The 25,228-nt window shown below is 63.0% G+C and carries 23 protein-coding genes and 1 pseudogene; 4 read left to right on the top strand and 20 right to left on the bottom strand.

The window, feature by feature from the left end; genetic code table 11:
• Positions 1 to 76 precede the first annotated feature (76 nt).
• From V0R62_RS05285 to V0R62_RS05230, 12 genes are all read right to left on the bottom strand, one after another.
• Complete coding sequence (locus V0R62_RS05285; RefSeq protein ID WP_330103001.1) at positions 77 to 1,045, bottom strand: type II secretion system F family protein; 969 nt, start codon at positions 1,043 to 1,045, stop codon at positions 77 to 79.
• 27 nt (positions 1,046 to 1,072) lie between these two features.
• Positions 1,073 to 2,059, bottom strand: a complete 987-nt coding sequence (locus V0R62_RS05280; RefSeq protein WP_186734156.1) for a type II secretion system F family protein — start codon at positions 2,057 to 2,059, stop codon at positions 1,073 to 1,075.
• A gap of 2 nt (positions 2,060 to 2,061) precedes the next feature.
• Positions 2,062 to 3,495 (bottom strand): CpaF family protein, encoded by a 1,434-nt coding sequence (locus tag V0R62_RS05275; protein ID WP_330103000.1) that lies wholly within the window; start codon positions 3,493 to 3,495, stop codon positions 2,062 to 2,064.
• 3 nt (positions 3,496 to 3,498) lie between these two features.
• Complete coding sequence (locus V0R62_RS05270; protein WP_330102999.1) at positions 3,499 to 4,716, bottom strand: AAA family ATPase; 1,218 nt, start codon at positions 4,714 to 4,716, stop codon at positions 3,499 to 3,501.
• Positions 4,710 to 5,213, bottom strand: a complete 504-nt coding sequence (locus V0R62_RS05265) for a TadE/TadG family type IV pilus assembly protein (RefSeq protein ID WP_186716038.1) — start codon at positions 5,211 to 5,213, stop codon at positions 4,710 to 4,712. The genes V0R62_RS05270 and V0R62_RS05265 overlap by 7 nt, the downstream gene beginning before the upstream one ends.
• Entirely contained in the window at positions 5,213 to 5,683 is a 471-nt protein-coding gene (locus V0R62_RS05260; protein ID WP_330102998.1) for a TadE/TadG family type IV pilus assembly protein, read from the bottom strand. Before V0R62_RS05260 ends, V0R62_RS05265 begins: the two co-directional genes overlap by 1 nt.
• A gap of 8 nt (positions 5,684 to 5,691) precedes the next feature.
• On the bottom strand, positions 5,692 to 7,032 hold the full coding sequence (locus V0R62_RS05255; RefSeq protein WP_330102997.1) for a TadE/TadG family type IV pilus assembly protein: 1,341 nt from the start codon (positions 7,030 to 7,032) through the stop codon (positions 5,692 to 5,694).
• Between the two features lie 92 nt (positions 7,033 to 7,124).
• Positions 7,125 to 7,940, bottom strand: a complete 816-nt coding sequence (cpaB, locus tag V0R62_RS05250; RefSeq protein WP_186734151.1) for a Flp pilus assembly protein CpaB — start codon at positions 7,938 to 7,940, stop codon at positions 7,125 to 7,127.
• Between the two features lie 16 nt (positions 7,941 to 7,956).
• Positions 7,957 to 9,279: a DEAD/DEAH box helicase family protein gene (locus V0R62_RS05245; protein ID WP_186716031.1), complete on the bottom strand. Its 1,323-nt coding sequence runs from the start codon at positions 9,277 to 9,279 to the stop codon at positions 7,957 to 7,959.
• A gap of 14 nt (positions 9,280 to 9,293) precedes the next feature.
• On the bottom strand, positions 9,294 to 9,812 hold the full coding sequence (locus tag V0R62_RS05240; protein ID WP_330102996.1) for an A24 family peptidase: 519 nt from the start codon (positions 9,810 to 9,812) through the stop codon (positions 9,294 to 9,296).
• Positions 9,813 to 9,841: 29 nt separating this feature from the next.
• Complete coding sequence (locus V0R62_RS05235; protein ID WP_186716029.1) at positions 9,842 to 10,033, bottom strand: Flp family type IVb pilin; 192 nt, start codon at positions 10,031 to 10,033, stop codon at positions 9,842 to 9,844.
• A gap of 608 nt (positions 10,034 to 10,641) precedes the next feature.
• Entirely contained in the window at positions 10,642 to 10,833 is a 192-nt protein-coding gene (locus tag V0R62_RS05230; protein WP_186716028.1) for a Flp family type IVb pilin, read from the bottom strand.
• A 333-nt stretch (positions 10,834 to 11,166) separates the two neighbouring features.
• On the opposite strand from V0R62_RS05230, the gene V0R62_RS05225 reads away from it, so the two are divergent.
• On the top strand, positions 11,167 to 12,045 hold the full coding sequence (locus V0R62_RS05225) for a response regulator transcription factor (RefSeq protein ID WP_186716027.1): 879 nt from the start codon (positions 11,167 to 11,169) through the stop codon (positions 12,043 to 12,045).
• 68 nt (positions 12,046 to 12,113) lie between these two features.
• Here V0R62_RS05225 and V0R62_RS05220 read toward each other — a convergent pair whose 3' ends face one another.
• The 4 genes from V0R62_RS05220 to trxA form a co-directional block, all read right to left on the bottom strand.
• Entirely contained in the window at positions 12,114 to 13,082 is a 969-nt protein-coding gene (locus tag V0R62_RS05220; RefSeq protein ID WP_050707468.1) for a CDP-6-deoxy-delta-3,4-glucoseen reductase, read from the bottom strand.
• On the bottom strand, positions 13,082 to 14,548 hold the full coding sequence (gene ubiD, locus V0R62_RS05215; RefSeq protein ID WP_330102995.1) for a 4-hydroxy-3-polyprenylbenzoate decarboxylase: 1,467 nt from the start codon (positions 14,546 to 14,548) through the stop codon (positions 13,082 to 13,084). The genes V0R62_RS05220 and ubiD overlap by 1 nt, the downstream gene beginning before the upstream one ends.
• Before the next feature lie 160 nt (positions 14,549 to 14,708).
• A complete protein-coding gene (gene rho, locus V0R62_RS05210; RefSeq protein ID WP_011536308.1) occupies positions 14,709 to 15,968 on the bottom strand; it encodes a transcription termination factor Rho in 1,260 nt (419 codons plus the stop codon).
• Positions 15,969 to 16,277: 309 nt separating this feature from the next.
• On the bottom strand, positions 16,278 to 16,607 hold the full coding sequence (trxA, locus tag V0R62_RS05205) for a thioredoxin TrxA (protein WP_330102994.1): 330 nt from the start codon (positions 16,605 to 16,607) through the stop codon (positions 16,278 to 16,280).
• Between the two features lie 244 nt (positions 16,608 to 16,851).
• Here trxA and ppx point away from each other — a divergent pair, with 244 nt between their 5' ends.
• Positions 16,852 to 18,354 carry an exopolyphosphatase gene (gene ppx, locus V0R62_RS05200; protein WP_330102993.1) on the top strand — a complete coding sequence of 501 codons (1,503 nt, stop codon included), beginning with the start codon at positions 16,852 to 16,854 and terminating at the stop codon, positions 18,352 to 18,354.
• 139 nt (positions 18,355 to 18,493) lie between these two features.
• Here the strand turns inward: ppx and ppk1 are convergent, their stop codons facing one another.
• A complete protein-coding gene (gene ppk1, locus V0R62_RS05195) occupies positions 18,494 to 20,734 on the bottom strand; it encodes a polyphosphate kinase 1 (protein WP_198745210.1) in 2,241 nt (746 codons plus the stop codon).
• Positions 20,735 to 20,753: 19 nt separating this feature from the next.
• Positions 20,754 to 21,764, bottom strand: coding sequence for a porphobilinogen synthase (hemB, locus tag V0R62_RS05190; protein ID WP_050707473.1), 1,011 nt, complete (start codon positions 21,762 to 21,764; stop codon positions 20,754 to 20,756).
• Positions 21,765 to 21,971: 207 nt separating this feature from the next.
• Here hemB and V0R62_RS05185 point away from each other — a divergent pair, with 207 nt between their 5' ends.
• A complete protein-coding gene (locus V0R62_RS05185; protein ID WP_082337832.1) occupies positions 21,972 to 22,616 on the top strand; it encodes a DedA family protein in 645 nt (214 codons plus the stop codon).
• Between the two features lie 501 nt (positions 22,617 to 23,117).
• Here the strand turns inward: V0R62_RS05185 and V0R62_RS05180 are convergent.
• Positions 23,118 to 23,744 (bottom strand): annotated as a pseudogene (locus V0R62_RS05180) (sterol desaturase family protein); the annotation flags it as partial.
• Between the two features lie 113 nt (positions 23,745 to 23,857).
• Here V0R62_RS05180 and elbB point away from each other — a divergent pair.
• Positions 23,858 to 24,526, top strand: a complete 669-nt coding sequence (gene elbB / locus V0R62_RS05175; protein WP_330102992.1) for an isoprenoid biosynthesis glyoxalase ElbB — start codon at positions 23,858 to 23,860, stop codon at positions 24,524 to 24,526.
• 117 nt (positions 24,527 to 24,643) lie between these two features.
• Here the strand turns inward: elbB and V0R62_RS05170 are convergent, their stop codons facing one another.
• A complete protein-coding gene (locus V0R62_RS05170) occupies positions 24,644 to 25,096 on the bottom strand; it encodes a YaiI/YqxD family protein (RefSeq protein ID WP_050707476.1) in 453 nt (150 codons plus the stop codon).
• Positions 25,097 to 25,228 lie beyond the last annotated feature (132 nt).

Raw genomic sequence — 25,228 nt, 5'->3', positions numbered from 1 at the left:
ACAGACAGTACCGGGCCCGGGCCTCCAGCGTTTCCTTGCGCTGGAGGCCCGGGCCCGGTTTGTATGCGGCGTTTGCTCAGAGCTTGCCGAACACCTTGAACACACCGACGATCGCAGGCCCGATGGCCACCAGGAAGAAGCTTGGCCACAGGCAGAAGATCAGCGGGAACACCAGTTTGGTACCGATCTTTGCCGCCTTCTCCTCGGCCATTTGCGTGCGCCGGTCACGAAACTCCTCGGCATAGATGCGCAAGGTGGCGCCGACGCTGGTACCAAAACGGATGCTCTGTGCGAGCAGGCTGACCAATCCGCGAATGTCCTCCAACCCCGTCCGATCAGCCAAGTGCTTGAGCGCCTCGGTGCTGGGAATCCCCGCGCGAATCTCGGCGTTGACCAGCGCCAGCTCAATGGCCAGGTCCGGTTGGCTGACCGCCATTTCCTCGGACACCCGCTCGATCGCCTGGGGCAATGCCAGGCCCGACTCCACACATACAACCATCAGGTCCAGGGCATCGGGAAAGGCCACCATCAACCGGGTCATCCGCGCCTGTTTTCGTGCATTGACATAAATCGCCGGTGCCAACCATCCCACGCCCAGCGCCGTGACCAGGATGACAATACCCAATGGCAGCGAAAGTGTCGGAACCAACGGCAGGGCCAGCAACGCCAGACCCACCGTCAGCAACGGCGACAACAGGCGAGTCGCCCAGTACATCTGTACCGCCGCCTGCGAGCGATAGCCAGCATGGGTCAGCAGCGTGTGGGTCGCCGAACTGGCTGTCGGCTCCGTCGGCGAGAAGCGCTGGCCGACCTGTTCCAGCAGCAGTTGCAGGCTGCTGGTGGTGTGCTGCTCGTAACCAGCCCCGGCATGACCGCGCTTGAGCAACAGCAGGCGCCGCTGTACCGGATCTTGCAACCCTTGCACCAGCAACACCAACGTGACCACCGCCAGTACCACGCTCAAGCCGATGGCTGCGGCGAACAGCAGGCGAGCCAACTCCTCGTCCCCCACCGCACTGTTGATCAGACTCAGCAGATAGTTCATGACCCCCTCCTTGACACCTGGCGGTGTTCACACCTGAATCCGGATGATTTTGCGTATCCAGAAAATCCCGATCAGCATCGCCACGAACGCCCCGATCACCAGCTTCTGGCCCAGGGGTTCACTGAGCAGCATGGGCAGATAGCTCGGGCTCGACAGCACGATCGCCGCCGCCAACACGAAAGGCACGGCAACCAGTATCCAGCCCGACATGCGCCCCTCGGCCGACAGCGTCTTGACCTTGCGCTGGAAGCGGAAGCGCCCACGAATCAGGCTGCTCAGGCGCTCCAGCACCTCGGTCAGGTTGCCCCCGGTCTCACGGTGGATCAGCACCGTGGTCACCAGCATCATCACGGTCATGCTCGGCATGCGCTCGAGCAGGCCGAGCATGGCCCGGCGTACATCGTTGCCATAGTTGATGTCGGCGAAGGTCAGGCCGAACTCGTGGGCGACTGGACCTTTATGCTCCTCGGCGACCAACTGCAGGGTCTCGTTGAATGGATGGCCGGCGCGCAGCGCGCGGCATACCGCATCCAGCGCATCGGGCAGGCCTTCTTCGAACTGAGCGAAACGCTTGCTGCGGTCACGGGAGATCTTCAGCACCGGCAGCCAGAACGTGGCCAGGCCACCGGCAAGGGCCATCCACCACAGCTGAGTGAACAGCCACAGCACCACCGCAGCGGTCACGGCCAGGATCAGGCCGAGCAGCAGCACCCGGTAGGCACGGTACTCATGCCCAGCTTGCTCGATCATCTGCGCCAGACCCTCCATGCCCGGCAACTGCTCCAGGCGCGCCTCCAGCGGCGACAGCCGGCGCAGGTATTTCTGCCGCAGTACCGACTGCATGTTCGCCAGGTTACTGCTGCTCTCCAGCACGTTCAGACGGCTACGGATACGCTTGCGGACCTTATTGGCCTCACCGAACACCGGGATCGCCAAACCTTGACTGAGCAGGAACATGGCGGTGAACACCATGCCGAGGAACGCCAGAATATATTCACTGGGAATTTGGCTCATGTTCATCCCTCCATCCAATCGGGCCGGAACAGGCTCAGTGGCAGTTCGATGCCGCGCTTGGCCAGGACCTCGCGGAACGCGGGAACCATGCCCGTGGGGCGGAACTCGCCGAGGACTTCACCACGCTCACCGATACCGTTACGCACAAATGAAAAAATCTCGGTCATGGTGATGATCTCGCCTTCCATGCCATTGATTTCCTGAACGCTGACCAAGCGCCGCGTGCCATCCTCCTGGCGCTCCAACTGGATGACCACACTCAGGGCAGAAGCGATCTGTTGGCGCAGGGCCTTGATCGGGAAGGTCGCACCGGTCATCGAGACCATGTTCTCGATCCGCCCCAGGGCATCGCGCGCGGTGTTGGCGTGGATGGTGGTGAGCGAGCCGTCGTGGCCGGTGTTCATCGCCGTCAGCATGTCCAGCGCCTCGGCGCCACGCACCTCACCGATGACGATACGGTCGGGGCGCATGCGCAAACTGTTGCGCACCAGGTCGCGCTGGCTGACCTCGCCCTTGCCCTCGATGTTCGACGGACGGGTTTCGAGGCGTACCACATGAGGTTGTTGCAGTTGCAGTTCGGCCGAGTCCTCGATCGTGACGATCCGCTCATTGTGGGGGATGAAGCTCGACAGCACGTTGAGCATGGTGGTCTTGCCGCTACCGGTCCCGCCGGAGATCAGCACGTTCATGCGCCCGCGCACGATGGCCTTGAGCATCAGGGCGATCGACGGCGTAAGGGTGCCCATCTTCACCAGGCTCTCGGTGTTGAGCAGGTCCACGGCAAAGCGCCGGATCGACATGCTCGGCCCGTCGATGGCCAAGGGCGGAATGATGGCGTTGACCCGCGAGCCATCCTTGAGCCGTGCGTCCACCAGTGGTGACGACTCATCGATGCGCCGGCCCAGACTGGAAACAATACGGTCGATGATGTTCAACAGGTGGTGATTATCGCGAAAATGCACATCGGTTCGTTGCAGCTTGCCAAAGCGCTCGACGTACACCGAGTCGGCACCGTTGACCAGAATGTCCGATACACTGTGATCGGCCAGCAACGGCTCCAGCGGGCCGAGACCGAGCACTTCGTCGGTGATCTGCTTGATGATCAACTGCCGGCTGCTGGCGCTGACCGGCGCCGAGTGCTCGTCGAGCAGGCGCTGGCAGATGTCGCGGATCTGCCGCGAGGCGTCGCCCGGTTCCAGGGAGTCGAGCAATGACAGGTCCATGACCTTGAGCAGCAACTGATAGATCTTCTCCCGCCACTCGGTCTCCACCTGGTTGAGCTTGGTCCGGGTCTCGTAAGGCACATCCGGTATGGCGGCCTCCCAGGCCATGAGTACGCTGTCGCAGCTGGCACTGTCCGGCTGCGTCCCCTGCCCGTCTGCCGGGGCGCTCTTGCCGGCCTGCTGGCGCAGGCGATTACGAAAGTCGCTGAGCATGGTTCACCCTCCGAACAAACGGCCAAAGGTACGCTTAAACAGGCCCCGCTCACTGGCCACGACCCCGATCAGGTCCTGGCTCAACTCATGCAAGCTGACAGTCACCGCAGCACGTGGCGCATGCACCTCCAGGGGCACGCCGGTGTTCTGGCTTTCGTTGACCGCCGAATAGTCATTGGGGAGCTTGTGCACATTGCTGCAGCGCAAGGCATCGCTGATGTCCTTGAGACTGACGGGAGAGGCTTTGTTGTAGCGGTTGACCACCACCTTCAGGCGATTGCCTTGCACGCCTAGGTCGTTGCGCAGGATGTGGGTCAGCCGCGTGCCATCCTTGAGGTGGCTGAGGCTTTGCTGCACCACGATGTAGATCCGGTCGGCCTGCTCCAGCGTGACCCCCGTGAGGTGGTCGATCTGCCGCGGCAGGTCAACCACCACCCAGTCATAGGTGCTGCGCGCCAGGCGCAGCAGGCTTTCCAGCTGCTCCAGGCGAACGTCCTGGGCCAGGCACAACTCACCCGCGCGACCACTGAGCACATGCAGGGTCGGGCTGAAGTGACTGCAAAAGCCGCGCAAGGCGATGCTGTCCAGCTCATCGATCTGCTTGAGCACCTCCATGTGGCAGTGCTGCGGCAACACATCCAGGCTGTGGGCCACCGTCCCGAACTGCAGATCCAGGTCCAGCAGCAACGTACGCCCGCCTCGCACGCTGAGTTGATGCGCCAGGTTGCAGGCCAGCATGGTCGCGCCTGAGCCGCCCTTGGCGTTCATCACGGCGACCAGCTTGCCCCCGGTGCCTTGCTCGGCATGGGCCTCCATCACCATACGGTTGATCGCCGCCGTCAGTTCGTCGGCGGCCACCGGCTCGGTCAGAAAATCCCGGGCTCCAGCCTGCATTGCCAGGCGCATACCCTCGCGCTCGTCCAAGGGGCCGCACACCAGCAACGGTGGGCGCTCCTTGAGCGGGTGCTGAAGCAATGCGGCCAGTTCCTCGCGCCACAGGTGGCTGACACGCAGCAGAAGCAGGTCAGGCATCTGCTCCAGCCCGAACAAGGGGTCGGTGTGGCCATTGCTAACCAAGCGGGTGGTGACATTCAGGTTGGGCAGGCACTGGCTCAGCGCTTTGAGCTGGTTCAACGCGCCCCCGTCACGGCCACTGATCAACAGGTGCATGCCGGGATTCTCAGTCACACTGGTGGTGGGTGCTTCTTTGGTCATTAGCATGGCGTAATCTCCGGGGTGACGCCCGCCTCGGGTTGCCGACCGAGGCTTTCACGCGGCACGGTCGACCTGTACACCGGCAGGGTGAAGCCCCCACCGAACCCTGGAATCAGCAGGTTGAAAGTGAAGTTGCTCAGTTGCAGCTGGATGTAGCGAATAGCGCGAAAGCCGCTGGCGCTGCCGAGGTCGTCCGGGTTGGCGACCACCGCGCCATTGGCGTCCAGATACACCAGACTGAGGTTGGCGGTGGCCAGGTTGCCGATCAGGCTGCTTTTGCCGCTGTTGTCGGCAGCATTGAAAATCGCCCGGCGCAAGATCACCGGATCACGGATATCGCACACCGCCGCCAGGCGCGCACCACGACGTACGCTCTCGTTGAGCGCGTTGACGGTGAAATACAACCGGCCTACCTCCAACACGCCGAACAGCAGCGTGAACAGCACCAGGCCGGTAATGGCGAATTCAACGACATACATCCCGCGCATACGCTGCTTATTCATCACAAGGCCCTCATCACCACAGTCGAGGTCAAGGTCAGGCCGAGCGGCACGCTCTGGCCGTACAACGCTGGTATTGCGCTACCGATTACCGGCACGAAGGTGTAGCTGATGCTGACCTGGACATGGTCGGTACCCACGGCCTGCACCGTGACCTTGTCGGTGGTCAGTCCCGGGACCACGGGCGGGTAGCCGCTGGGGTTGGCCGGCACGCCGTAGACCGCGACGCTTCGCGTCTGGGACACGAGGTCGGCACTCAGCGAGAGCTTGCCCAGGGTCGGGTTCCAGGCTTGACCGGAGACAAAGCGTCCGGCATCGCGGCTGGCCTGCATCAGGCTGTTGTACTGGAACAACATGCGACCGAACTCGCCGAAGGCGAACAACAACAGCAACAGCAGCGGCAGCGTGATCACCATTTCCACCATCGCCAGCCCTCGCTGGGCCTGCGCAGGCCTGCATCCACGGTGTCCCATGAGACCTCCTAGGAGTCGGTGCTCGGTGTCTGGTTGTTATCGATGTAGGTCTTGTACAGCTGGATGATCTGCGGACCGGTGTCGCTGGCTGGATGAGGGCCAGGCACATTGTCGCCTTCGCACTGCTTGACGAACTGGCCGAAGATTTGCGCCGAGCCGCCCTGCTGCGACTCCGGTTGCAGCACGAAGTAACAGCCAAAGCCCATTACCGGGATCGAACTGGCCCCATCGTTCTTGCCGGAGCAGTCACCGACCACCACCTTGAGAATCCGCCGCTCGAATGCGCCATTGCTCTGGCAACCGCCCGCCGAGCCGGACGCACAATCGGCGGAGGCCTGCGCCCAGTCGTTGTAGTCGTACAACGCACCACTGGCGGTGGCGAGGTTGCCGTTGGTCGAGGTCACCGACTGGTTGTTGTACTGGATCTGCGCTGGTGAACCGTTGTAGGTGAACGACTTGCTGTTGACCGTAATCACCAGGTCTGGCGGATAGTCGGCCGCGCTGAGGTTGCCGGTATACTGGTTGAAGCGAGTATTGAGGCCTTGGGCCGAAGGGCCCACGGTGTTACCCGGTTTGGTCTGCACGTTGTCGCCAACACGGTTGCACTGCTTGATGCCCCCCGCCAGCCCGTCCCGGACCGTGTTGCCCCCGGAACCGAAGTCAAGCAACTGAAAATTACCCGGGCCAATGCTCGAACTGTTGTTCGCCGCCGTTTTCAACACCTGCAGGTCACCGAAGCGAAACCCCCAGAACAGCCCATTGCCGGGGTCGTTCTTGGTTGGATCGCCACACACCAGTAGCGGGGTCAAGTCGCAGGGACTGGCAGGGCTGGGACCGGCGGTGGCCACGGCCGCCACGGCCTTGGACGGGGCAGCGCCATTACCGACCGCCTGCAACATGCCCCAGAAGAACCCGCTGAGCGGGTAATTGGGCACCGACACCCGCACATACCGTGCATTGGCCGGGCCAGGGAAAGAGAACGGCCCGTAGACACTGGCAGACAGCTCCACCGTGGCGAAACCGCTTATGTCGTTGCCAATGGCCTTGGCCAGTTCCTGGTTGCCATCGGCGTTGGCATTGCGCGCCAGCGTGTCCCTGGCAGCGGCTTGGGTGGTGCTGGCGGAGCCGGTCGCACCGTACACCTCGCTCAGTTTCTTGGCCCCGCTCAGGGCCGCGGCATCGACGGCATTCTGCAGCCGGGCCTTGTTCACCAGCATGTGACTGCCGTCCAGCGCCAGGGCCCCCATCAACAGAATGGCGGCCATGGCGATCACCACCAGCACGAGAGCCGTGCCCCGCTGATGCCGCGGGCATCTGTGCAGCGGCTGTCGAATATGCGCGTTCATCATTCAGACCCTCCAGTGCTACCGACCTTGTCCTGCAGGGTGTCGGTACACGACGCCGGTAACTCGGCGTGGCTGTCAGCGATTGCGTCCGGCGGCTACATCTGGGTGTTGACGACATTCACCTCGATACCGCGGATCACCGTAATACCGCTGGGGCCAGACACACTCTTGCGACGGACGATGGGCTTGACCATCGGCACCGGCGCCACTGGCTCAGCCTGGGCCAGCGCCACCGGCTCGGCGGGAACCGGCACCTTGTTGTTGTCGAGCGGGTTGCGCAGGGCCAGTTGCAGTTTGCCGTCGGTCATGCCCTTGACCAGCAGTTCCGCCTGGGCAGGGGTCATTTCCAAGGTCACCGCACGCACCACCACTGGCTGGGTTTTGTCGGTGCTGGCCGTCTGGTCCACGGCCAATACGCGCAGATCCTCCAGAATGGTGCGCGACTCAGCATTACCGGTACCGCCGACCTGCCTGGTCGCCAGGACATCGACCCGGTTGCCCGGCAAGAGGAACCCACCGACGCCAACCACGTCGTCAACCCGCACCGAGATCGCCCGTTTGCTCGGTTCGATCAGCGAGGACAGCGTGCTGCCGCCCAAGTGCTCGGCCAGGCGCGCACCACGCAGGATGTCGCCGCCGAGCATGGCGAAGGTGGCGATCTTGCCCACGACCTTTTCGGTGGCATCGAAGGCGTCATCCGGTATCGCATCCTTGGGCATGCGTACCAGCGTCACCTGCTGCGCCTCGACCATCTGCCCGAACGGAATCTCTACCGTGGCGACCACCACATTGCGCTGACTGTCATCGGCGCTGGCGTTGAGCCGGGCACTGAGCCAGGTATTGGCCATCCACGCAGCGCCCAATCCCAGGATCAAGGACAAGGCAATCAAGATGAAAGTACGAGAGCTCATGCCGGTATCTCCTCATCTATCCAAGAAAGTCGAACTGTACGAAGTAGTTGGTCCAGGCCCACTTCACCTCATGCGCCGACAGCGGCCCGGAGCCACCCTGATAGCGTTGGCGGTCAAGGGCCATGCTCAGCAAGTCACGGGGATGGCACGGCACCAGTGGCATGTTCTCGGCGCCGTACAACGCCTCCAGCGCGAAATGCAGCAGTCGCGGATCGAAGGCCAGACTCAGCCGCTCGCACTCCTGGCGCCAGATACGCTCGTATTCCTCGGGTTTCAGGTAGCCGAACTGCAGCTTGTAGCCAATGCGCCGCAAAAACGCTTCATCGGCCAACTCCAGCGGATTGAGGTTGGTCGAGAACACCAGGACCAAGTCGAACGGCAGCTCGCAGTGCCGCCCGCCGCCGAGGTTGAGAAAGTCGCGCTTCTCTTCCATCGGCACGATCCAGCGGTTGAGCAGCTCGGCCGGCGACATGCGCTGCCGGCCCATGTCGTCGATGATGAACAAGCCATTGCTGGCCTTGAGCTGCAACGGCGCCTGGTACTGACGGGTGAACGGGTCGTAGCGCACATCCAACTGCTCCATGCTCAGCTCACCGCCGGTGATCACCAGCGGGCGCATGCAGCGAAGCAGGCGCCGGTCGATCCCTTCGTCAAGCAGCAGGGTGTTCTGCTGATCATCCTGATCATCCAGGCAGCGGTGTACCTGAGGGTCGTAGATTTCGATCACCGACTCGTTGACCGCAATGGCATACGGAACCCAGATCGCTTCATCGAACAGGCGCGCCAGACGGCTGCTGACATAGGTCTTGCCCGTGCCCGCCGGCCCGTAAATCATGATGGCGCGACCCGAATTGAGCGCCACGCCCAGTTGATCAAGCATGCCTTGCGCCAGAACCACCCCTTTGAAAGCCTGCTGCATGTCCTGTGCATTGATCTGGCCGTGATGGATGGTCTGCACCTTGAGCAGCGCCCGGTACTGACTGACCGGAAACGGCGCCGCACCGATATAGCCGCTGCGTGCCAAGGCGTCGCGGGCGGCGCTGCGACCGCGCTCGGTCAACCCATAGCGCAATGCCTGGCCACCGTTGTGCCCGAGTATTTCGATGCGACCGTCCTTGCGCAGCGAGGTCAAGACCTCTTCAAGCACCGCCCCCGTCAGTGCCAGACGTTCCACCAGTCGGGGCATGTCCAACACGCCCGCATCGTGCAAATGCTTGCAGACCAGGTCACCGAGCAGGTTTTCCGCCAACCCGGTTTCGCGCACGGTACGCGGCTGCGGAGCCAAGCGCTGCACAAGTTCGCGCTCGTCGTGAATGGTGTCATTGTCGGCGGCGTCCATGGTGTTCTCCTGACTTACTGGCCGAAGGGCAGCCAGAAGACGCTGGTCAAGGTGCCAAGCAAGACCGCAACTGAGTAAGGAAAGGGCTTGCCTGCCACCTCATCGACCGCTGGCGCCATATAGGCCCTGGCCCTGAACATCAACCAGTAGCGCCCCACGGTCTGCTGTACCTGCCCCCGCGCAAGGACGATCAAGAGTCCGCAAAGCGCACCGGCAATCAGGCTGAAAAGCGTGGCCCACAGGGCGTCGTGCGGGGTGAGAAAGGCACCGACCATGGCCATGAGCTTGACGTCACCGGCGGCCATCCCGCCAAAGGCATACATCGGCAGGAATATGGCAAAGCCGATCGTCATGCCCAAGGCCCAGTGGCCCAAGCCAAGGGCGCCCAGAATGGAGACCTGGCTGGTCAAGCCCAGGGCAAGGCCAAGCAGTACCAAAAAGTTAGGGATACGGTGCCAGCGCAGATCGCTCAGCACCGCAGTACCCAGCAGCCCCAGCAACGTTGCAATGACGATCGACTGCTCGATGCCCATGACTGCGACCCTCGTTGGATGCTATGGCCTCAGCAAGTCTTGCCCTGGACAGCGCAGCCCAGGCTGGTGATGGCGGTTTTCACGTTGCCGCCCAGGGTGATGAACGCCGCAACGGCACCCAGCGTGATAAGCCCACCGGCGACGGCATACTCCACGATGGTCAGGCCATCTTCGTCTTTGATGAACTTCGCAACAGAAGTTTTAATTGATTGCAGTTTCATTTCGCTCACCTCACACAATGTTTGTTATCGGGCAACACTTGCCGTGTTGTTGAGTTGAACAGTAGTCAGAAGTGCACCCTTGGGGTTAGGAGTTTTTTGCTGATCGCTAGGAGTTTTTTGCCCCTGTCATCACACGCTACAAACGATGCGACTTGCGGCCTGGACACTTGGCAGCGCGTTCGTCAATGACTCATCCCCGTTACCCTGCCCCCACCCAGCGGATGAAAACACCGCGCCAAGCCATCCTGTCGAGCAATAGGCCTCGAAATGGCCAGAATGGTCATGTGTCTATCGTGATTCGATCTATTGGGAAGTGGTACAGCGACGATACTGGTCAGCGAGGAGAAACCATTCAGGAGCGCAATCGCGACAGTGCAGTCCGACTTGCCAGGAGGTGGGGTTGTTTGAATGCTCGGCACGCGCATGCCTCTGGCCTGCAGAGACACACTGATGCGTTGTCCGAACCGGACCGTGATTGGAGAATCAGGCAGAGTCTATCCATGATGCGCTTTTGTCCCCACGACGCATCCCTCGGGTGCCCCATGGTTCCTCCTTATCAGGCCCCGCTGCGAATGCTCACGACGGGGCCGAAAACACACGTGGACTGCCTAGCACGTGGTGCCTTTAACGGCACAACCGAGACTGGTGATGGCGGTACTCACATTGCCGCCCAGTGTTATGAAAGCCGCGACGGCACCCAGGGTGATCAGACCACCCGCTACCGCATACTCCACAATCGTCAGGCCTTCTTCGTCCTTGATGAATTTCAGCACCGACAGTTTCATCGATTGAATATTCATTCTGTGCACCTCATATAACATCGATCTACCGAGGCGGTTAGTTAGTGTGCCGCCTGTGTGAATCCTAGTCAGCTAGAATCACGGAGGGTTAGGAGTTTTTTGTCGATGGGTAGGACTATTTTGCAGCATGCCCTGAACACGCCAAGCAACTCACCACCAGAAATAGTTCTTTGACATTATTTAGTTAGTAGTAACAAACGCTCTGCCAGCCCTTCACCTGCGAGGACTGTAATGGATGAACGGCATCGTCAAAATGGCAACTCGCAATGAGCAAGCACACGGAGTGCGACGCGCGTCGTACGAGGACGCAGGGAACGCTACAGGAATACCAGGATGAAGTCCGCATCGGCCAGCCCGCCCCACCTGCTGTGGTTTGATCTCACCCGAGACCGATCGGCCGAGCTGTTGGTTGCGCAGTTCCGTCCGACCTGCGACTGCCGTATCGCCAAGGTCGCCGCATTGTCCGAACTTGATGTCGATGGCACGCGTCAACCGAACATGATCTGCATCCACTACGATCGCCCCGACATGCCCGGGCTCAACCTGCTGCTGGAGATCAAGCGCAAGGCGTCGTCCATACCAATCGCCATGTTCACCGTGCAGCACTCCGAGGAGCTTGCCGTGTGGGCCATGCGCTCCCGGGTCTGGGAGTACATCGTGCTGCCCCTGTCCAACAAAGAGAAGCAACGTTTTCTACATGCGCTGGAACAGCTCTGCGAGCTGCGCCGCAGCATACAGCCCAGCGGCAACAAGACACAGGTCGAGCATGGTCCCGCGCTGCCGGACAGCATCCGCCTGACGAACGAGCACCACAAACACCAGGCGCTCAATGACGTACTGCTCTACATCGACCAGCACTTTCGCAGCGAAATCGACCAAAAAGCACTGGCAAAACGTTGCGGCATGACCGCCTTCCGCTTCAGCCGGCTATTCAAGGAAGTCAACGGACTGGGCTTCATGGAATACCTGCTGAGCAAACGCATGGACTGCGCCAAGGAGCTGCTCATCAACAGTCAGATGCCTATCACCAGCATCGGCTACGGCGTCGGGTTCAAGGACCCGTCATACTTCGCCCGCGCCTTCAAGCAATTAGTCGGTTGTACCCCTAGCGAATACCGCCAGGCGCAACACGCCGACGCTGCGACGGCATCGCCATTTACCGAAGACTTGTCAGAGGTTGTCGAAAGCCTTCAGCAGCTTGCCAATCGCTGAATGAACCGCTCGCCGAAACGACGGCCTGCAAGCCCCGACCCGCTGACTTGCTCAAAGATAAGTGGCCATCACCCCCGCGGCGCGTAGGCAAACACGTCGGCACGCATGCGGTGGGCATCCATGCCGGCCTCGACCAACGCATCAAGGGTGGCGTAAACCATGTTCGGCGAGCCGCTGGCATAGACGTGCACCTGATTCAGGTCGCCGATGTCCTCGCACACTGCCTCGTGCAACAGGCCACAGCGCCCTTCCCAGCCGCACAGGTCGCTGACCACCTTGTGCAGGAACAGGTTGGGCAGGCGCTGCCACTCGTCCCAGTGCTCGATCTCGTAGAAGTCCTCGGGCCGGCGCACGCCCCAGTACAAATGCACCGGATGCTTGAAGCCCTGGGCGCGGCAGTGCTCGACCAGGCTGTGCATCTGGCCCATGCCGGTACCGGCGGCGATCAGCACCAGCGGGCCGTCAGGCAGCTCCGCCAGATGGGCATCACCGAACGGCAGTTCGATACGCGCCAGGCCACTGCGCCGCAGTTGCTCGATCAACTGCACGGCGCTGCTTTCCCGGGCCAGCACGTGCAGCTCCAGGTCACGGCCACCGTGGGGCGCCGAGGCGAGGGAGAAGGCCGCCTTGTCCATGCCCTCGCGCTCGATCATCAGGTACTGCCCCGCGTGATAGCGCGGCGGCTTGCCGGCAGGCGCGCGCAGGCGCACGCGCCAGACGTCGCCACCGACCTCGACGCATTCGCTCACGGTACAGGCCAGCTTGCGCACCGGCAGCTCGCCCAGGGCCAGCACACCATCCCACAGCAAGACGCAGTCCTCCAGCGGCTCGGCGATGCAGGTGAACAGTTCACCGTGATCGCGGACTTGGCCTTCCTGGCGAACACTGCCCTCCACCAATAGCGCGGCACACACATGGCAGTTGCCGTTACGGCAGCTGCTTGGGCAGTCGTAGCCCAGGCGCCGCGCGGCATCCAGAATCCTTTCACCCGGTTCGACCGCCAGTACCGCCCCGGAAGGCTGCAAGGTTACCTGCATCAATCTATTCCCAACTGGTCCCACAGCTCATCGATACGGCGGGTGACGGCCTCGTCCTTGACGATGACCCGGCCCCATTCGCGTGTAGTCTCGCCCGGCCATTTGTGCGTGGCATCCAGGCCCATCTTCGACCCCAGGCCCGACACCGGCGACGCGAAGTCGAGGTAGTCGATCGGGGTGTTGTCGATCATCACCGTATCACGCTTGGGGTCCATGCGCGTGGTGATGGCCCAGATCACATCGTTCCAGTCGCGGGCGTTGATGTCGTCGTCGGTGACGATAACGAACTTGGTGTACATGAACTGTCGCAGGAACGACCACACACCCAGCATGACGCGCTTGGCGTGGCCTGGATACTGCTTCTTCATGGTCACCACCGCCATGCGGTACGAGCAGCCTTCCGGCGGCAGGTAGAAGTCGATGATCTCGGGGAACTGCTTCTGCAGGATCGGCACGAACACTTCGTTCAGCGCCACGCCGAGGATCGCCGGCTCATCCGGCGGTCGGCCGGTGTAGGTGCTGTGGTAGATCGGTTTCTGCCGGTGGGTGATGCGCTCGACGGTGAACACCGGGAAGCTGTCCACTTCGTTGTAGTAGCCGGTGTGGTCGCCGTACGGGCCTTCCGGGGCCATCTCGCCGGGGTGGATCACGCCTTCGAGGATGATCTCGGCGGTGGCCGGCACCTGCAGGTCGTTGCCACGGCACTTGACCAGCTCGGTGCGGTTGCCGCGCAGCAAGCCGGCAAAAGCGTATTCGGAAAGGGTGTCCGGGACCGGGGTCACGGCACCGAGGATGGTCGCCGGGTCCGCGCCCAGGGCCACGGCCACCGGGAATGGCTGGCCGGGGTGCTTCTCGCACCATTCGCGGTAGTCCAGCGCGCCGCCACGGTGGCTCAGCCAGCGCATGATCACCTTGTTGCGGCCGATCACCTGCTGACGATAGATACCGAGGTTCTGGCGGTCCTTGTTCGGCCCGCGAGTGACGGTCAGGCCCCAGGTGATCAGCGGCGCCACGTCGCCCGGCCAGCAGTGCTGGATCGGCAACTGGCCCAGGTCGACGTCGTCACCCTCGACCACGATCTCCTGGCATACCGCGTCCTTGACCACCTTCGGCGCCATGGACACGACCTTCTTGAAGATCGGCAGTTTCGACCAGGCGTCCTTCAGGCCCTTCGGTGGCTCGGGCTCCTTGAGGAACGCCAGCAGCTTGCCGATCTCGCGCAGTTCTTCGGTCGATTCGGCGCCCATGCCCATGGCCACCCGCTCGGGGGTGCCGAACAGGTTGCCCAGCACCGGGATGTCGAAGCCGGTGGGTTTTTCGAACAGCAACGCCGGGCCCTTGGCGCGCAGGGTGCGGTCGCAGACTTCGGTCATTTCCAGTACAGGGGAGATGGGAACCTGGATGCGCTTGAGTTCACCGCGCTGTTCCAGGCCACGGATGAAGTCGCGCAAATCGCGATACTGCATGCAAGGGCCTCGTGTTGGGCGTATCGGTCGGGGGGCAGAGTGTAGCGCCGTTCACGCCTTGTTTGGGGGCAAAAATGAAAAGGGGCCGCTTCGCGACCCATCGCGGCCTTGTGCCGCGATGGGCTGCGCAGCAGCCCCAATCGGTTCCAGTCTGAAACGCTTACTTGCGCTTCATCGACAGGAAGAACTCATCGTTGGTCTTGGTCTGCTTGAGCTTGTCGACCAGGAACTCGATGGCGGCGATCTCGTCCATCGGGTGCAGCAGCTTGCGCAGGATCCACATGCGCTGCAGCTCGTCGTCGGCGGTCAGCAGCTCTTCGCGACGGGTACCGGACTTGTTGATGTTGATGGCCGGGAACACGCGCTTCTCGGCAATACGACGGTCCAGGGGCAGCTCCATGTTGCCGGTACCCTTGAACTCTTCGTAGATCACTTCGTCCATCTTCGAGCCGGTCTCGACCAGCGCGGTGGCGATGATGGTCAGCGAACCGCCTTCCTCGATGTTACGCGCGGCACCGAAGAAACGCTTCGGCTTCTCCAGGGCGTGGGCGTCGACACCACCGGTCAGCACCTTGCCGGAGCTCGGGATCACGGTGTTGTAGGCACGGGCCAGACGGGTGATCGAGTCGAGCAGGATGACCACGTCCTTCTTGTGCTCGACCAGGCGCTTGGCCTTCTCGATGACCATCTCGGCGACCTGCACGTGGCGGGTCGGCGGTTCGTCGAAGGTCGAGGCGACCACTTCGCCGCGCACAGTGCGCTGCATTTCGGTCACTTCTTCCGGGCGCTCGTCGATCAGCAGGACGATCAGGTGGCACTCGGGGTTGTTACGGGTGATGTTGGCCGCGATGTTCTGCAGCATGATGGTCTTGCCCGCTTTCGGCGGGGCGACGATCAGGCCGCGCTGGCCTTTGCCGATCGGGGCGCACAGGTCGATGACGCGACCGGTGAGGTCTTCGGTGGAACCGTTGCCGGCTTCCATCTTCAGGCGCTTGTTGGGGAACAGCGGCGTCAGGTTTTCGAAGAGAATCTTGTTCTTCGCGTTTTCCGGACGGTCGAAGTTGATGGTATCGACCTTCAGCAGCGCGAAGTAACGCTCGCCTTCCTTCGGTGGACGGATCTTGCCGACGATGGTGTCGCCGGTGCGCAGGTTGAAGCGACGGATCTGGCTGGGCGAAACGTAGATGTCGTCAGGACCGGCCAGGTAAGAGGCATCCGCCGAACGCAGGAAACCGAAACCATCCTGGAGAATCTCCAGCACGCCGTCACCCGAGATCTCTTCGCCGCTTTTCGCATGCTTTTTCAGCAGGGCGAAAATCACGTCCTGTTTGCGCGAACGGGCCATGTTTTCGATGCCCATCTGTTCGGCCATTTCCAAAAGATCGGTAATCGGCTTTTGCTTGAGTTCTGTCAGGTTCATAAGGGGAGTGACGTAATCATGTAAGGAAGGGAGAAATTAAGCGTTGGCTTAATGAGGCCGCGCCGCTAGATGGCGACAGGATCGCGTACTGATTCGAATTAGGGATGCTTCGGCGACGGCGTGCAGAGGGCACTGGAGAAGCAGTGCGAGGCCGAATGTAACACTTGCTTTTTTCGACGTCTAGTGGTTTTGGCCACCGATTTCCGGGGCTATCCGTCTGGATGGGCGCGATAGCGGGGCTCGCCGGCCCTCGCGGAAAATGCCTACGACAGATAAAGAAAAGCCCCGCATTTGCGGGGCTTCATCACATCACAGGCTGGCGTCGAGGAACGCCTTGAGCTGCGACTTGGACAGCGCGCCGACCTTGGTGGCCTCGACGTTGCCGTTCTTGAACAGCATCAGCGTCGGGATGCCACGCACGCCGTGCTTGGCCGGGGTTTCCTGGTTTTCATCGATGTTCAGCTTGGCGATGGTCACCTTGCCCTGGTATTCAGCGGCGATGTCGTCCAGTACCGGAGCGATCATCTTGCATGGGCCGCACCATTCAGCCCAGTAGTCGACCAGCACCGCGCCTTCAGCCTTGAGTACTTCGGCTTCGAAGCTGGCATCGGTGACATGTTTGATAAGATCGCTGCTCATGGATATCTCCAGGTCGTAAGCACAAAAAAACGTTGCCCATCATAGCCGCACCCAGGCGCGACAGGAAGCCACGGACGATTGAGTCTAACTATAGTTGTGCAAGACGCCACGAATCGAAACTGTCATGTCAAGGTCATAACATTGCCATGACATTGCCATGCATCAAGCCTTGCCATGCCGCTCGTTGGCGTATGCCCGCGATCGTGGCACGATTGCCGGGTTAACGACCGAGAATCTCCAGACCATGCCGCACACCACCGCGAAGAACCTGTCTCTGATCGCCGCCATCGACCTGGGCTCCAACAGCTTCCACATGGTCGTGGCCAAGGCCCATCACACGGAAATCCGCATCCTCGAAAGGCTTGGAGAAAAGGTTCAGCTCGCCGCCGGCATCGACGATGACCGCAAGCTCAGCGAAGAAGCCATGCAACGCGGCCTGGAATGCCTCAAGCGCTTCGCCCAGCTGATCAACGGCATGCCCCAGGGCTCGGTGCGCATCGTCGGCACCAACGCCCTGCGCGAAGCGCGCAACCGCAACGAATTCATCCTGCGCGCCGAAGCCATCCTCGGCCACCCGGTCGAGGTCATCTCCGGCCGCGAAGAGGCGCGCCTGATCTACCTGGGCGTGTCCCACACCCTGGCCGACACCCCCGGCAAGCGCCTGGTCGCCGACATCGGCGGCGGCAGCACCGAGTTCATCATCGGCCAGCGTTTCGAGCCTTTGCTGCGCGAAAGCCTGCAGATGGGCTGCGTGAGCTTCACCCAGCGCTACTTCCGCGACGGCAAGATCACCCCGGCGCGCTACGCCCAGGCCTACACCGCCGCGCGCCTGGAACTGATGAGCATCGAGAACGCCCTGCACCGCCTGACCTGGGACGAAGCCATCGGCTCGTCCGGGACCATTCGCGCCATCGCCGCGGCGATCAAGGCCATCGGCCAGGGCAGCGGCGAGGTCAACGCCGAGGGGCTGGCGGCGGTCAAGCGCAAGCTGTTCAAACTCGGCGAGACCGACAAGATCGACTTCGAAGGGGTCAAGCCCGATCGCCGAACCATCTTCCCGGCGGGTCTGGCCATCCTCGAGGCGATCTTCGACGCCCTGGAACTGCAGCGCATGGACCACTGCGACGGCGCCCTGCGCGAAGGCGTGCTGTTCGACCTGCTGGGCCGCCATCACCACGAGGACGTGCGCGAGCGCACCCTGAACTCGCTGATGGAGCGCTACCACGTCGACCAGGGCCAGGCCGCGCGCGTGGAGCGCAAGGCGCTGCACGCCTTCGACCAGGTGGCCGCAGCATGGGAGCTGGAGGAGGGAAACTGGCGCGATCTGCTGGGTTGGGCGGCGAAAATCCATGAAATAGGACTGGATATTGCCCACTACCACTACCACAAGCACGGCGCCTACCTGATCGAGCACTCCGACCTGTCGGGCTTCTCTCGCGAGGACCAGCAGATGATGGCCCTGCTGGTGCGTGGCCACCGTCGCAACATTCCCAAGGACAAGTTTGCCGAGTTCGGCGACGAAGGCGTCAAGCTGATCCGCCTGTGCGTGCTGCTGCGCTTCGCCATCCTGTTCCACCATATCCGCGGCACCCAGCAGATGCCCAAGGTGGAGCTACAGGCTGGCGACAACAGCCTGGCGGTGGTCTTCCCGAGCGGCTGGCTGGAGCAGAACCAGCTGACCCAAGCCGACTTCGCCAACGAGGCGGAATGGCTGGCGCGGGTCAATTTTGTTCTCAGCGTCCGGTAAGCCGCGGGGTATGGCACCGGCTGCGCCGGTGTTCGCGGCACAAGGCCGCTCCTACAGGCAATAGTGGCCCCTGTAGGAGCGGCCTTGCCGAGGCGTCGGACCGGTCGGAAAGGGCCGCGAAGCGGCCCCAGCAATATATCTAGCGTACGTTGAGCACCGGATTGCTCAGCCGCTCCAGCAGCGTCGCCTGGGCACTGCGCGGGTTCTGGTTGCCGGTCGGCGTGCTGCGCACGTAGCGCCCGTCCGGCTGCAGGGTCCAGGCCTGGGTGTTGTCGGTCAGGTACCCCTCCAGCTCCTTCTTCACCCGCAGCAGCAGCTTCTTGCCCTCCACCGGGAAGCAGGTCTCGACACGCTTGTCGAGGTTACGCTCCATCCAGTCGGCGCTGGACAGGTAGATCTGCTCCTCGCCGCCGTTGAGGAAGTAGAACACCCGGGTGTGCTCGAGGAAGCGGCCGATGATCGAGCGCACGTGGATGTTGTGCGACACCCCCGGAATGCCCGGACGCAGGCAGCACATGCCGCGCACTACCAGGTCGATGCGCACGCCCGACTGGCTGGCCTTGTACAGCGCCTTGATGATCTTCGCGTCGGTCAACGAGTTGAACTTGGCGATGATGTGCGCCGGCTTGCCTTCCAGGGCGAACTGGGTCTCCCGGGCGATCATGTCGAGCATGCCCTTCTTCAGGGTGAAGGGGGCGTGCAGCAGCTTCTTCATACGCAGGGTCTTGCCCATGCCGATCAGCTGGCTGAATAGCTTGCCGACGTCCTCGGTGAGGGCGTCGTCGGAAGTCAGCAGGCTGTAGTCGGTGTACAGGCGGGCGTTGCCGGCGTGGTAGTTGCCGGTGCCCAGGTGCGCGTAACGGACGATCTCGCCCTGCTCGCGGCGCAGGATCAACATCATCTTGGCGTGGGTCTTGAAACCGACCACGCCGTAGATCACCACCGCGCCTGCGGCCTGCAGGCGGCTGGCCATCTGCAGGTTGGACTCTTCGTCGAAGCGCGCGCGCAGCTCGATCACCGCGGTGACCTCCTTGCCATTACGCGCCGCGTCCACCAGGGCGTCGACGATCTCCGAGTTGGCGCCCGAGCGGTACAGGGTCTGGCGCACGGCGAGTACGTGCGGGTCCTTGGCGGCCTGGCGCAGCAGGTCGATCACCGGGGTGAACGACTCGAACGGGTGCATCAGCAGCACGTCCTGCTTGCCGATCACGCTGAAGATGTTGTCGGCGTTCTGCAGCAGCTTGGGGATCGCCGGGGTGAACGGCGTGTACTGCAGCTCCGGGTGACTGTCGAGGCCGGTGATGCTGAACAGGCGGGTCAGGTTGACCGGGCCGTTGACCTGGTACAGCTCGCTCTCGCTCAGGCTGAACTGCTTGAGCAGGTAGTCGGAGAGGTGTTTCGGGCAGGTGTCGGCCACCTCGAGACGCACGGCATCGCCGTAGCGGCGCGAGAACAGCTCGCCGCGCAGGGCGCGGGCCAGGTCGTCGACTTCCTCGGAGTCCAGCGCCAGGTCGGCGTTGCGGGTCAGGCGGAACTGGTAGCAGCCCTTGACCTTCATGCCCTGGAACAGGTCGTCGGCGTGGGCGTGGATCATCGACGACAGGAACACATAGTTGTCGCCCGGGCCACCGACCTCTTCCGGCACACGGATGACCCGCGGCAGCAGGCGCGGCGCCGGGATGATCGCCAGGCCCGAGTCGCGGCCGAAGGCGTCGACACCCTCGAGCTCGACGATGAAGTTCAGGCTCTTGTTCACCAGCAGCGGGAACGGGTGGGTCGGGTCGAGGCCGATCGGGGTGATGATCGGCGCGATCTCGTCGCGGAAGTAACGGCGCACCCAGGTCTTGAGCTTGGGTGTCCAGTAGCGCCGGCGGATGAAGCGGATGGCGTGCTTCTCCAGCTCCGGCAGCAGCACATCGTTGAGGATCGCGTACTGGCGATCCACCTCCAGGTGCACCAGCTCGCTGATGCGCGCCAGCGCCTGGTGCGGCTGCAGGCCGTCGGCGCCGGCCTGTTCGCGGGCGAAGTTGATCTGCTTCTTCAGGCCCGCCACGCGGATCTCGAAGAACTCGTCGAGGTTGCTGGAGAAGATCAGCAGGAACTTCAGGCGCTCGAGCAGCGGGTACGATTCGTCCAGCGCCTGCTCCAGCACGCGGATGTTGAACTGCAGCTGCGAGAGCTCGCGATGAATGTACAGGCTGCTGTCGTCCAGGCTCGGCACGGCGATCGCCGGGGCCGGCGCAGGCGCGGGTGCCGGGGCAGCTTCGACGACCGCTTCCGGCTCCGCTACCGCCGGCAGGTCGGGCGGGGTCTGCACCATTTCTTCGGGCACGGCCTGGGCATCCTTGATCTCGACAGGGGTTAGCACTTCGTTATTCATCTGACGTTCCTGGAGGGCGTTACTGCCCTCTCATCAATTGAGCGGCACGCACGGCGAAATAGGTCAGGATGCCATCAGCGCCTGCCCGTTTGAAAGCGGTGAGGGATTCAAGGATCACGGCCTCGCTGAGCCAGCCGTTCTGGATCGCGGCCATGTGCATGGCGTACTCGCCGCTGACCTGGTAAGCGAAGGTCGGCACCTTGAACTCGGTCTTTACGCGGTGGACGATATCCAGGTACGGCATGCCCGGCTTGACCATGACCATGTCGGCGCCTTCGGCGAGGTCGGTGGCCACTTCGTGCAGGGCCTCGTCGCTGTTGGCCGGGTCCATCTGGTAGGAGGCCTTGTTGGCCTTGCCCAGGTTCAGCGCCGAGCCGACCGCGTCGCGGAACGGACCGTAGTAGGCGCTGGCGTACTTGGCCGAGTAGGCCATGATGCGCACGTTGACGTAGCCGGCCTCTTCCAGGGCCTGGCGGATCGCGCCGAGGCGACCGTCCATCATGTCCGACGGGGCCACCACCTGGGCGCCGGCCTCGGCGTGGGACAGCGCCTGACGAACCAGTGCCTCGACGGTGATGTCGTTCTGCACGTAACCCTCTTCATCGAGGATGCCGTCCTGACCGTGGGTGGTGAACGGGTCCAGGGCCACGTCGGTGATCACCCCCAGCTCCGGGAAGCGGGCACGCAGGGCGCGGGTGGCGCGCTGGGCAATACCGTCCGGGTTCCAGGCTTCGGCGCCGTCGAGGGACTTCTTCTCGGTCGGGGTCACCGGGAACAGTGCCAGCGCCGGAATGCCCAATTCCACCCAGCCCTGTGCGGCTTCCAGCAGCAGGTCGATCGACAGGCGCTCGACGCCCGGCATGGACGGCACTTCTTCGCGACGGCCCTCGCCGTCCAGCACGAATACCGGAAGAATCAGGTCATCGACGGTCAGGGTGTTTTCGCGAACCAGGCGACGGGAAAATTCGTCCCGGCGGTTGCGACGCAGACGGGTGGCAGGAAACAGACGGTTGGCGGGGGTAAAGCTCACGGCAGACTCCTGAGCCCGCGCGGGCGGGCAGCGCGACAGTTATAAGCGGCCATTATGACGCCTGTGTTACATCCTTAGGCAACCCTGCGACTTGTGGCCGCAGCCATTGTCGTTGCAGGGAATCTTCACGTCGAGACACATTTGGACACTTTCCCCAACGCGCCCGAAGGGGTAGGCTGCGCGTTCATTTCGCCAGCACGCCAGAAAATGCTTCAACAATTCCTGAACGATTTCGGCTACTTTGCCCTTTTTCTCGGCACGTTCTTCGAGGGCGAGACCATCCTGGTGCTCGCGGGCTTTCTTGCGTTCCGCGAATACATGGACATCAAGCTGGTGGTCCTGGTGGCCTTCTGCGGCAGCTACGCCGGTGACCAGCTGTGGTACTTCATGGGCCGCCGCCACGGGCGCAAGATCCTTGCCCGCAAGCCGCGCTGGCAGGCCATGGGCGACCGGGCGCTGGAGCACATCCGCCGCCATCCGGATATCTGGGTGCTGAGTTTCCGTTTCGTCTACGGCCTGCGCACGGTGATGCCGGTGGCCATCGGCCTGTCCGGCTACCCGCCACGCCGCTACCTGCTGCTCAACGGCATCGGCGCCGCAGTGTGGGCCCTGGCCCTGGGCCTGGCCGCCTATCACTTCGGCGCCATCCTCGAAGGCATGCTCGGCAGCATCAAGAAATACGAGCTATGGGTGCTCGGCGGCCTGCTGGTGCTGGGCCTGCTGCTCTGGCTGCGCCGGCGTTTTCGCAACATCCGCGCCGAGCGCCGCGCGGCGGCAGAGGGCCAGGCCGCCGAGGCTGAGCAGGCTGTAGCCCAGCAGCAGCCACCAGAACACGGGCGTGACCAGCACTAAGCCAAGCGCGCCGGCCAGATACAGCGCCGGCGCATTCGACAGCAGTCGCACGGTCTCCAGGCGCCCCGCCCAGTGCCGGTCCTCCAGCGCCGCGCCCAGCACGAACAGCCCGAACGCCATCACCGTCCAGCCCAGCACCAGGGCTGCGGGCGCCACCTGCTCCGCCACCTCCATCAGATAACTGCCCAGCGCCACGTAGACCGCGAACTGCACGGTGACGTACAGCTGCTGCGCGCTGCCCAGGGGAATCGCGAACTTGCGAAACGCCGCCAGGTCCTGCTTGGGCTGTGGATAAGCTGCGGCCACATCCGCCGGGCGCCAGCCGGTGGGCATGAACCAGATACGCAGCTTGTCCCACCAGCTGGCAGTGCGGCGAGCGTCATGCCAGAGCTGGGCGTAGAACTGCACGTTGGCCCACAGCGGGTTCCAGCTGGCCAGCGGCGTGGTCACGCCGAAAATCACCGGCTCGCGCTCGTCCTCCTCCTGGAAGGTGCCGAACAGTCGGTCCCAGATTATGAACACACCGCCATAGTTGCGATCCAAGTACAGAGGATTCTGCGCATGGTGGACGCGATGGTTGGACGGCGTGATGAAGATCCACTCCAGCCAGCCCAGCTTGGGCACATGGCGGGTGTGCACCCAGAACTGGTACAGCAGGTTCAGCGACGCCACGGTGATGAACACCAGGGGCGGCACGCCCAGCAACGCCAACGGCAGGTAGAAGATCCAGGAAAACAGGAAGCCGCTGCTGGTCTGGCGCAAGGCGGTGGTGAGGTTGTACTCCTCGCTCTGGTGATGCACCGAGTGCGCCGCCCACAGCACGTTGCGCTCGTGGCCCAGGCGGTGCAGCCAGTAGTAGCAGAGGTCGTAGAGCACGAAGGCGACCACCCACACCCACCAGGCATCGGCCGGCAGCCGCAGCCAGGCAAGGTGCTCCCAGGCCACGGCATAGGTGACCAGCCCCACCCCTTTGGTCAGCAACCCGGTGCTGGTGGACAGCGCGCCGGTGCTCAGGCTGTTGATCGAGTCGGCGAGCTGGTAGTTGCGCCGCCCGCGCACGCGGTCGGCGATCAGCTCCACCGCGATCAGCACGAAGAAGAACGGCACGGCCAGCAGAATCAGGTCCATGAACGGCCACCTCCAAGGTTGTCCACGAAGATTAGGCCGCCTACGGGGCAAATCCCATGGCTACATCTGCCAAACTAGAGGACATTTAGCGCCTCGACACTGGAGTATTGAGCATGACGAAAAAAGTTGCGGTGATTCTGTCCGGTTGCGGCGTGTACGACGGCGCCGAGATCCACGAAAGCGTGATCACCCTGCTGCGCCTGGACCAGCGTGGCGCCCAGGTGCAGTGCTTCGCGCCGAACATCGCGCAGATGCATGTGATCGACCACCTGACCGGGGAAGAGATGCCGGAATCGCGCAATGTGCTGGTGGAGTCGGCGCGCATTGCCCGTGGCGAGGTGAAGGACATTCGCGAAGCCAATGCCTCGGATTTCGACGCCCTGATCGTGCCCGGTGGCTTCGGCGCGGCGAAGAACCTGTCCAACTTCGCCGTCGAAGGCGCCAACTGCACCGTGAACCCGGATGTACTGGCCCTGGCCGAAGCCTTTGCCGATGCCTGCAAGCCGGTCGGCCTGATCTGCATCTCGCCGGCCCTGGCGGCGAAGATCTACGGGCCGGGCGTGGTCTGCACCATCGGCAACGACGCCGGTACCAGCGCGGCGGTGGTGAAGATGGGCGGCACCCATGAGGAATGCGATGTGCACGACATCGTCGAGGATACCCAGCGCAAGCTGGTAACCACCCCGGCATACATGCTGGCCAAGTCGATCAGCGAGGCGGCGGGCGGCATCTACAAGCTGGTGGATCGGGTGCTGGAGCTGACCCACGAGAACGACAAGTAAGGCGCTGGGGGGCGCTCCGCACCCCTTTCGCGGCGCAAGGCCGCTCCTACAGGGGAATCGCGTCTCCTTGTAGGCGCGGCCTTATATCGCGACGGCCTGCGCAGCAGGCCCGGGCAGCTATAGCTTCGACAAGCGGCTCAGGATCCGGTCCAGCGCATTGGCAAACGCCTGCTTCTCACGCTCACCATAGGGCGCCTGGCCACCGCCGACCTGGCCCTGCTCGCGCAGTTCGGTAAACAGGTTGCGTACCGCCAGGCGCTCACCCATGTTGCGCTCGTCGAACTCGCGACCGCGCGGATCCAGCGCCGCCACGCCCTTCTTGATCAGGCGATCGGCCAGCGGCACGTCGCTGCAGATCACCAGCTCGCCGGGCTCGGCGTTCTCCACCAGGTAGTCATCGGCCGCATCCATGCCGCTGGGCACCACGATCAGCCGCACGCAGGCGAAGGCCGGCTTGATCTGCGGCTGGCCGGCCACCATCACCACTTCGAGCTTGCGCTTGAGGGCGAACTTGACGATCAGGTCCTTGGCCGCCTTGGGGCAGGCGTCGGCATCGATCCATACACGCATGGGATTATTCCTGTACTCCGGGCAATGACGTCGTGGGAGCGGGCTTGCCCCGCGATAGCGCCTGAACAGGCTGACATTATGCCAGCCCCGACGTCATCGCGGGGCAAGCCCGTACACGCGCCCCTGCACAGG

Source organism: Pseudomonas carassii (assembly GCF_036324045.1).
Classification (GTDB): domain Bacteria; phylum Pseudomonadota; class Gammaproteobacteria; order Pseudomonadales; family Pseudomonadaceae; genus Aquipseudomonas; species Aquipseudomonas peradeniyensis.
This window is presented reverse-complemented; position numbering and strand designations above follow the sequence as displayed.

Bases quoted from the DNA above. Each gene is read 5' to 3' on its own strand.
- V0R62_RS05280 (WP_186734156.1), bottom strand. From the start codon at position 2,059: ATGAGCCAAATTCCCAGTGAATATATTCTGGCGTTCCTCGGCATGGTG.
- ppx (WP_330102993.1), top strand. From the start codon at position 16,852: ATGCCGCACACCACCGCGAAGAACCTGTCTCTGATCGCCGCCATCGAC.
- V0R62_RS05265 (WP_186716038.1), bottom strand. From the start codon at position 5,213: ATGAATAAGCAGCGTATGCGCGGGATGTATGTCGTTGAATTCGCCATT.
- ubiD (WP_330102995.1), bottom strand. From the start codon at position 14,548: ATGCAGTATCGCGATTTGCGCGACTTCATCCGTGGCCTGGAACAGCGC.
- V0R62_RS05220 (WP_050707468.1), bottom strand. From the start codon at position 13,082: ATGCAGGTAACCTTGCAGCCTTCCGGGGCGGTACTGGCGGTCGAACCG.
- elbB (WP_330102992.1), top strand. From the start codon at position 23,858: ATGACGAAAAAAGTTGCGGTGATTCTGTCCGGTTGCGGCGTGTACGAC.
- V0R62_RS05285 (WP_330103001.1), bottom strand. From the start codon at position 1,045: ATGAACTATCTGCTGAGTCTGATCAACAGTGCGGTGGGGGACGAGGAG.
- V0R62_RS05225 (WP_186716027.1), top strand. From the start codon at position 11,167: ATGAAGTCCGCATCGGCCAGCCCGCCCCACCTGCTGTGGTTTGATCTC.
- V0R62_RS05275 (WP_330103000.1), bottom strand. From the start codon at position 3,495: ATGCTCAGCGACTTTCGTAATCGCCTGCGCCAGCAGGCCGGCAAGAGC.
- V0R62_RS05235 (WP_186716029.1), bottom strand. From the start codon at position 10,033: ATGAAACTGCAATCAATTAAAACTTCTGTTGCGAAGTTCATCAAAGAC.
- cpaB (WP_186734151.1), bottom strand. From the start codon at position 7,940: ATGAGCTCTCGTACTTTCATCTTGATTGCCTTGTCCTTGATCCTGGGA.
- V0R62_RS05245 (WP_186716031.1), bottom strand. From the start codon at position 9,279: ATGGACGCCGCCGACAATGACACCATTCACGACGAGCGCGAACTTGTG.
- V0R62_RS05270 (WP_330102999.1), bottom strand. From the start codon at position 4,716: ATGCTAATGACCAAAGAAGCACCCACCACCAGTGTGACTGAGAATCCC.
- V0R62_RS05185 (WP_082337832.1), top strand. From the start codon at position 21,972: ATGCTTCAACAATTCCTGAACGATTTCGGCTACTTTGCCCTTTTTCTC.
- V0R62_RS05260 (WP_330102998.1), bottom strand. From the start codon at position 5,683: ATGGGACACCGTGGATGCAGGCCTGCGCAGGCCCAGCGAGGGCTGGCG.
- rho (WP_011536308.1), bottom strand. From the start codon at position 15,968: ATGAACCTGACAGAACTCAAGCAAAAGCCGATTACCGATCTTTTGGAA.
- V0R62_RS05230 (WP_186716028.1), bottom strand. From the start codon at position 10,833: ATGAATATTCAATCGATGAAACTGTCGGTGCTGAAATTCATCAAGGAC.
- V0R62_RS05170 (WP_050707476.1), bottom strand. From the start codon at position 25,096: ATGCGTGTATGGATCGATGCCGACGCCTGCCCCAAGGCGGCCAAGGAC.
- V0R62_RS05255 (WP_330102997.1), bottom strand. From the start codon at position 7,032: ATGATGAACGCGCATATTCGACAGCCGCTGCACAGATGCCCGCGGCAT.
- ppk1 (WP_198745210.1), bottom strand. From the start codon at position 20,734: ATGAATAACGAAGTGCTAACCCCTGTCGAGATCAAGGATGCCCAGGCC.
- V0R62_RS05240 (WP_330102996.1), bottom strand. From the start codon at position 9,812: ATGGGCATCGAGCAGTCGATCGTCATTGCAACGTTGCTGGGGCTGCTG.
- trxA (WP_330102994.1), bottom strand. From the start codon at position 16,607: ATGAGCAGCGATCTTATCAAACATGTCACCGATGCCAGCTTCGAAGCC.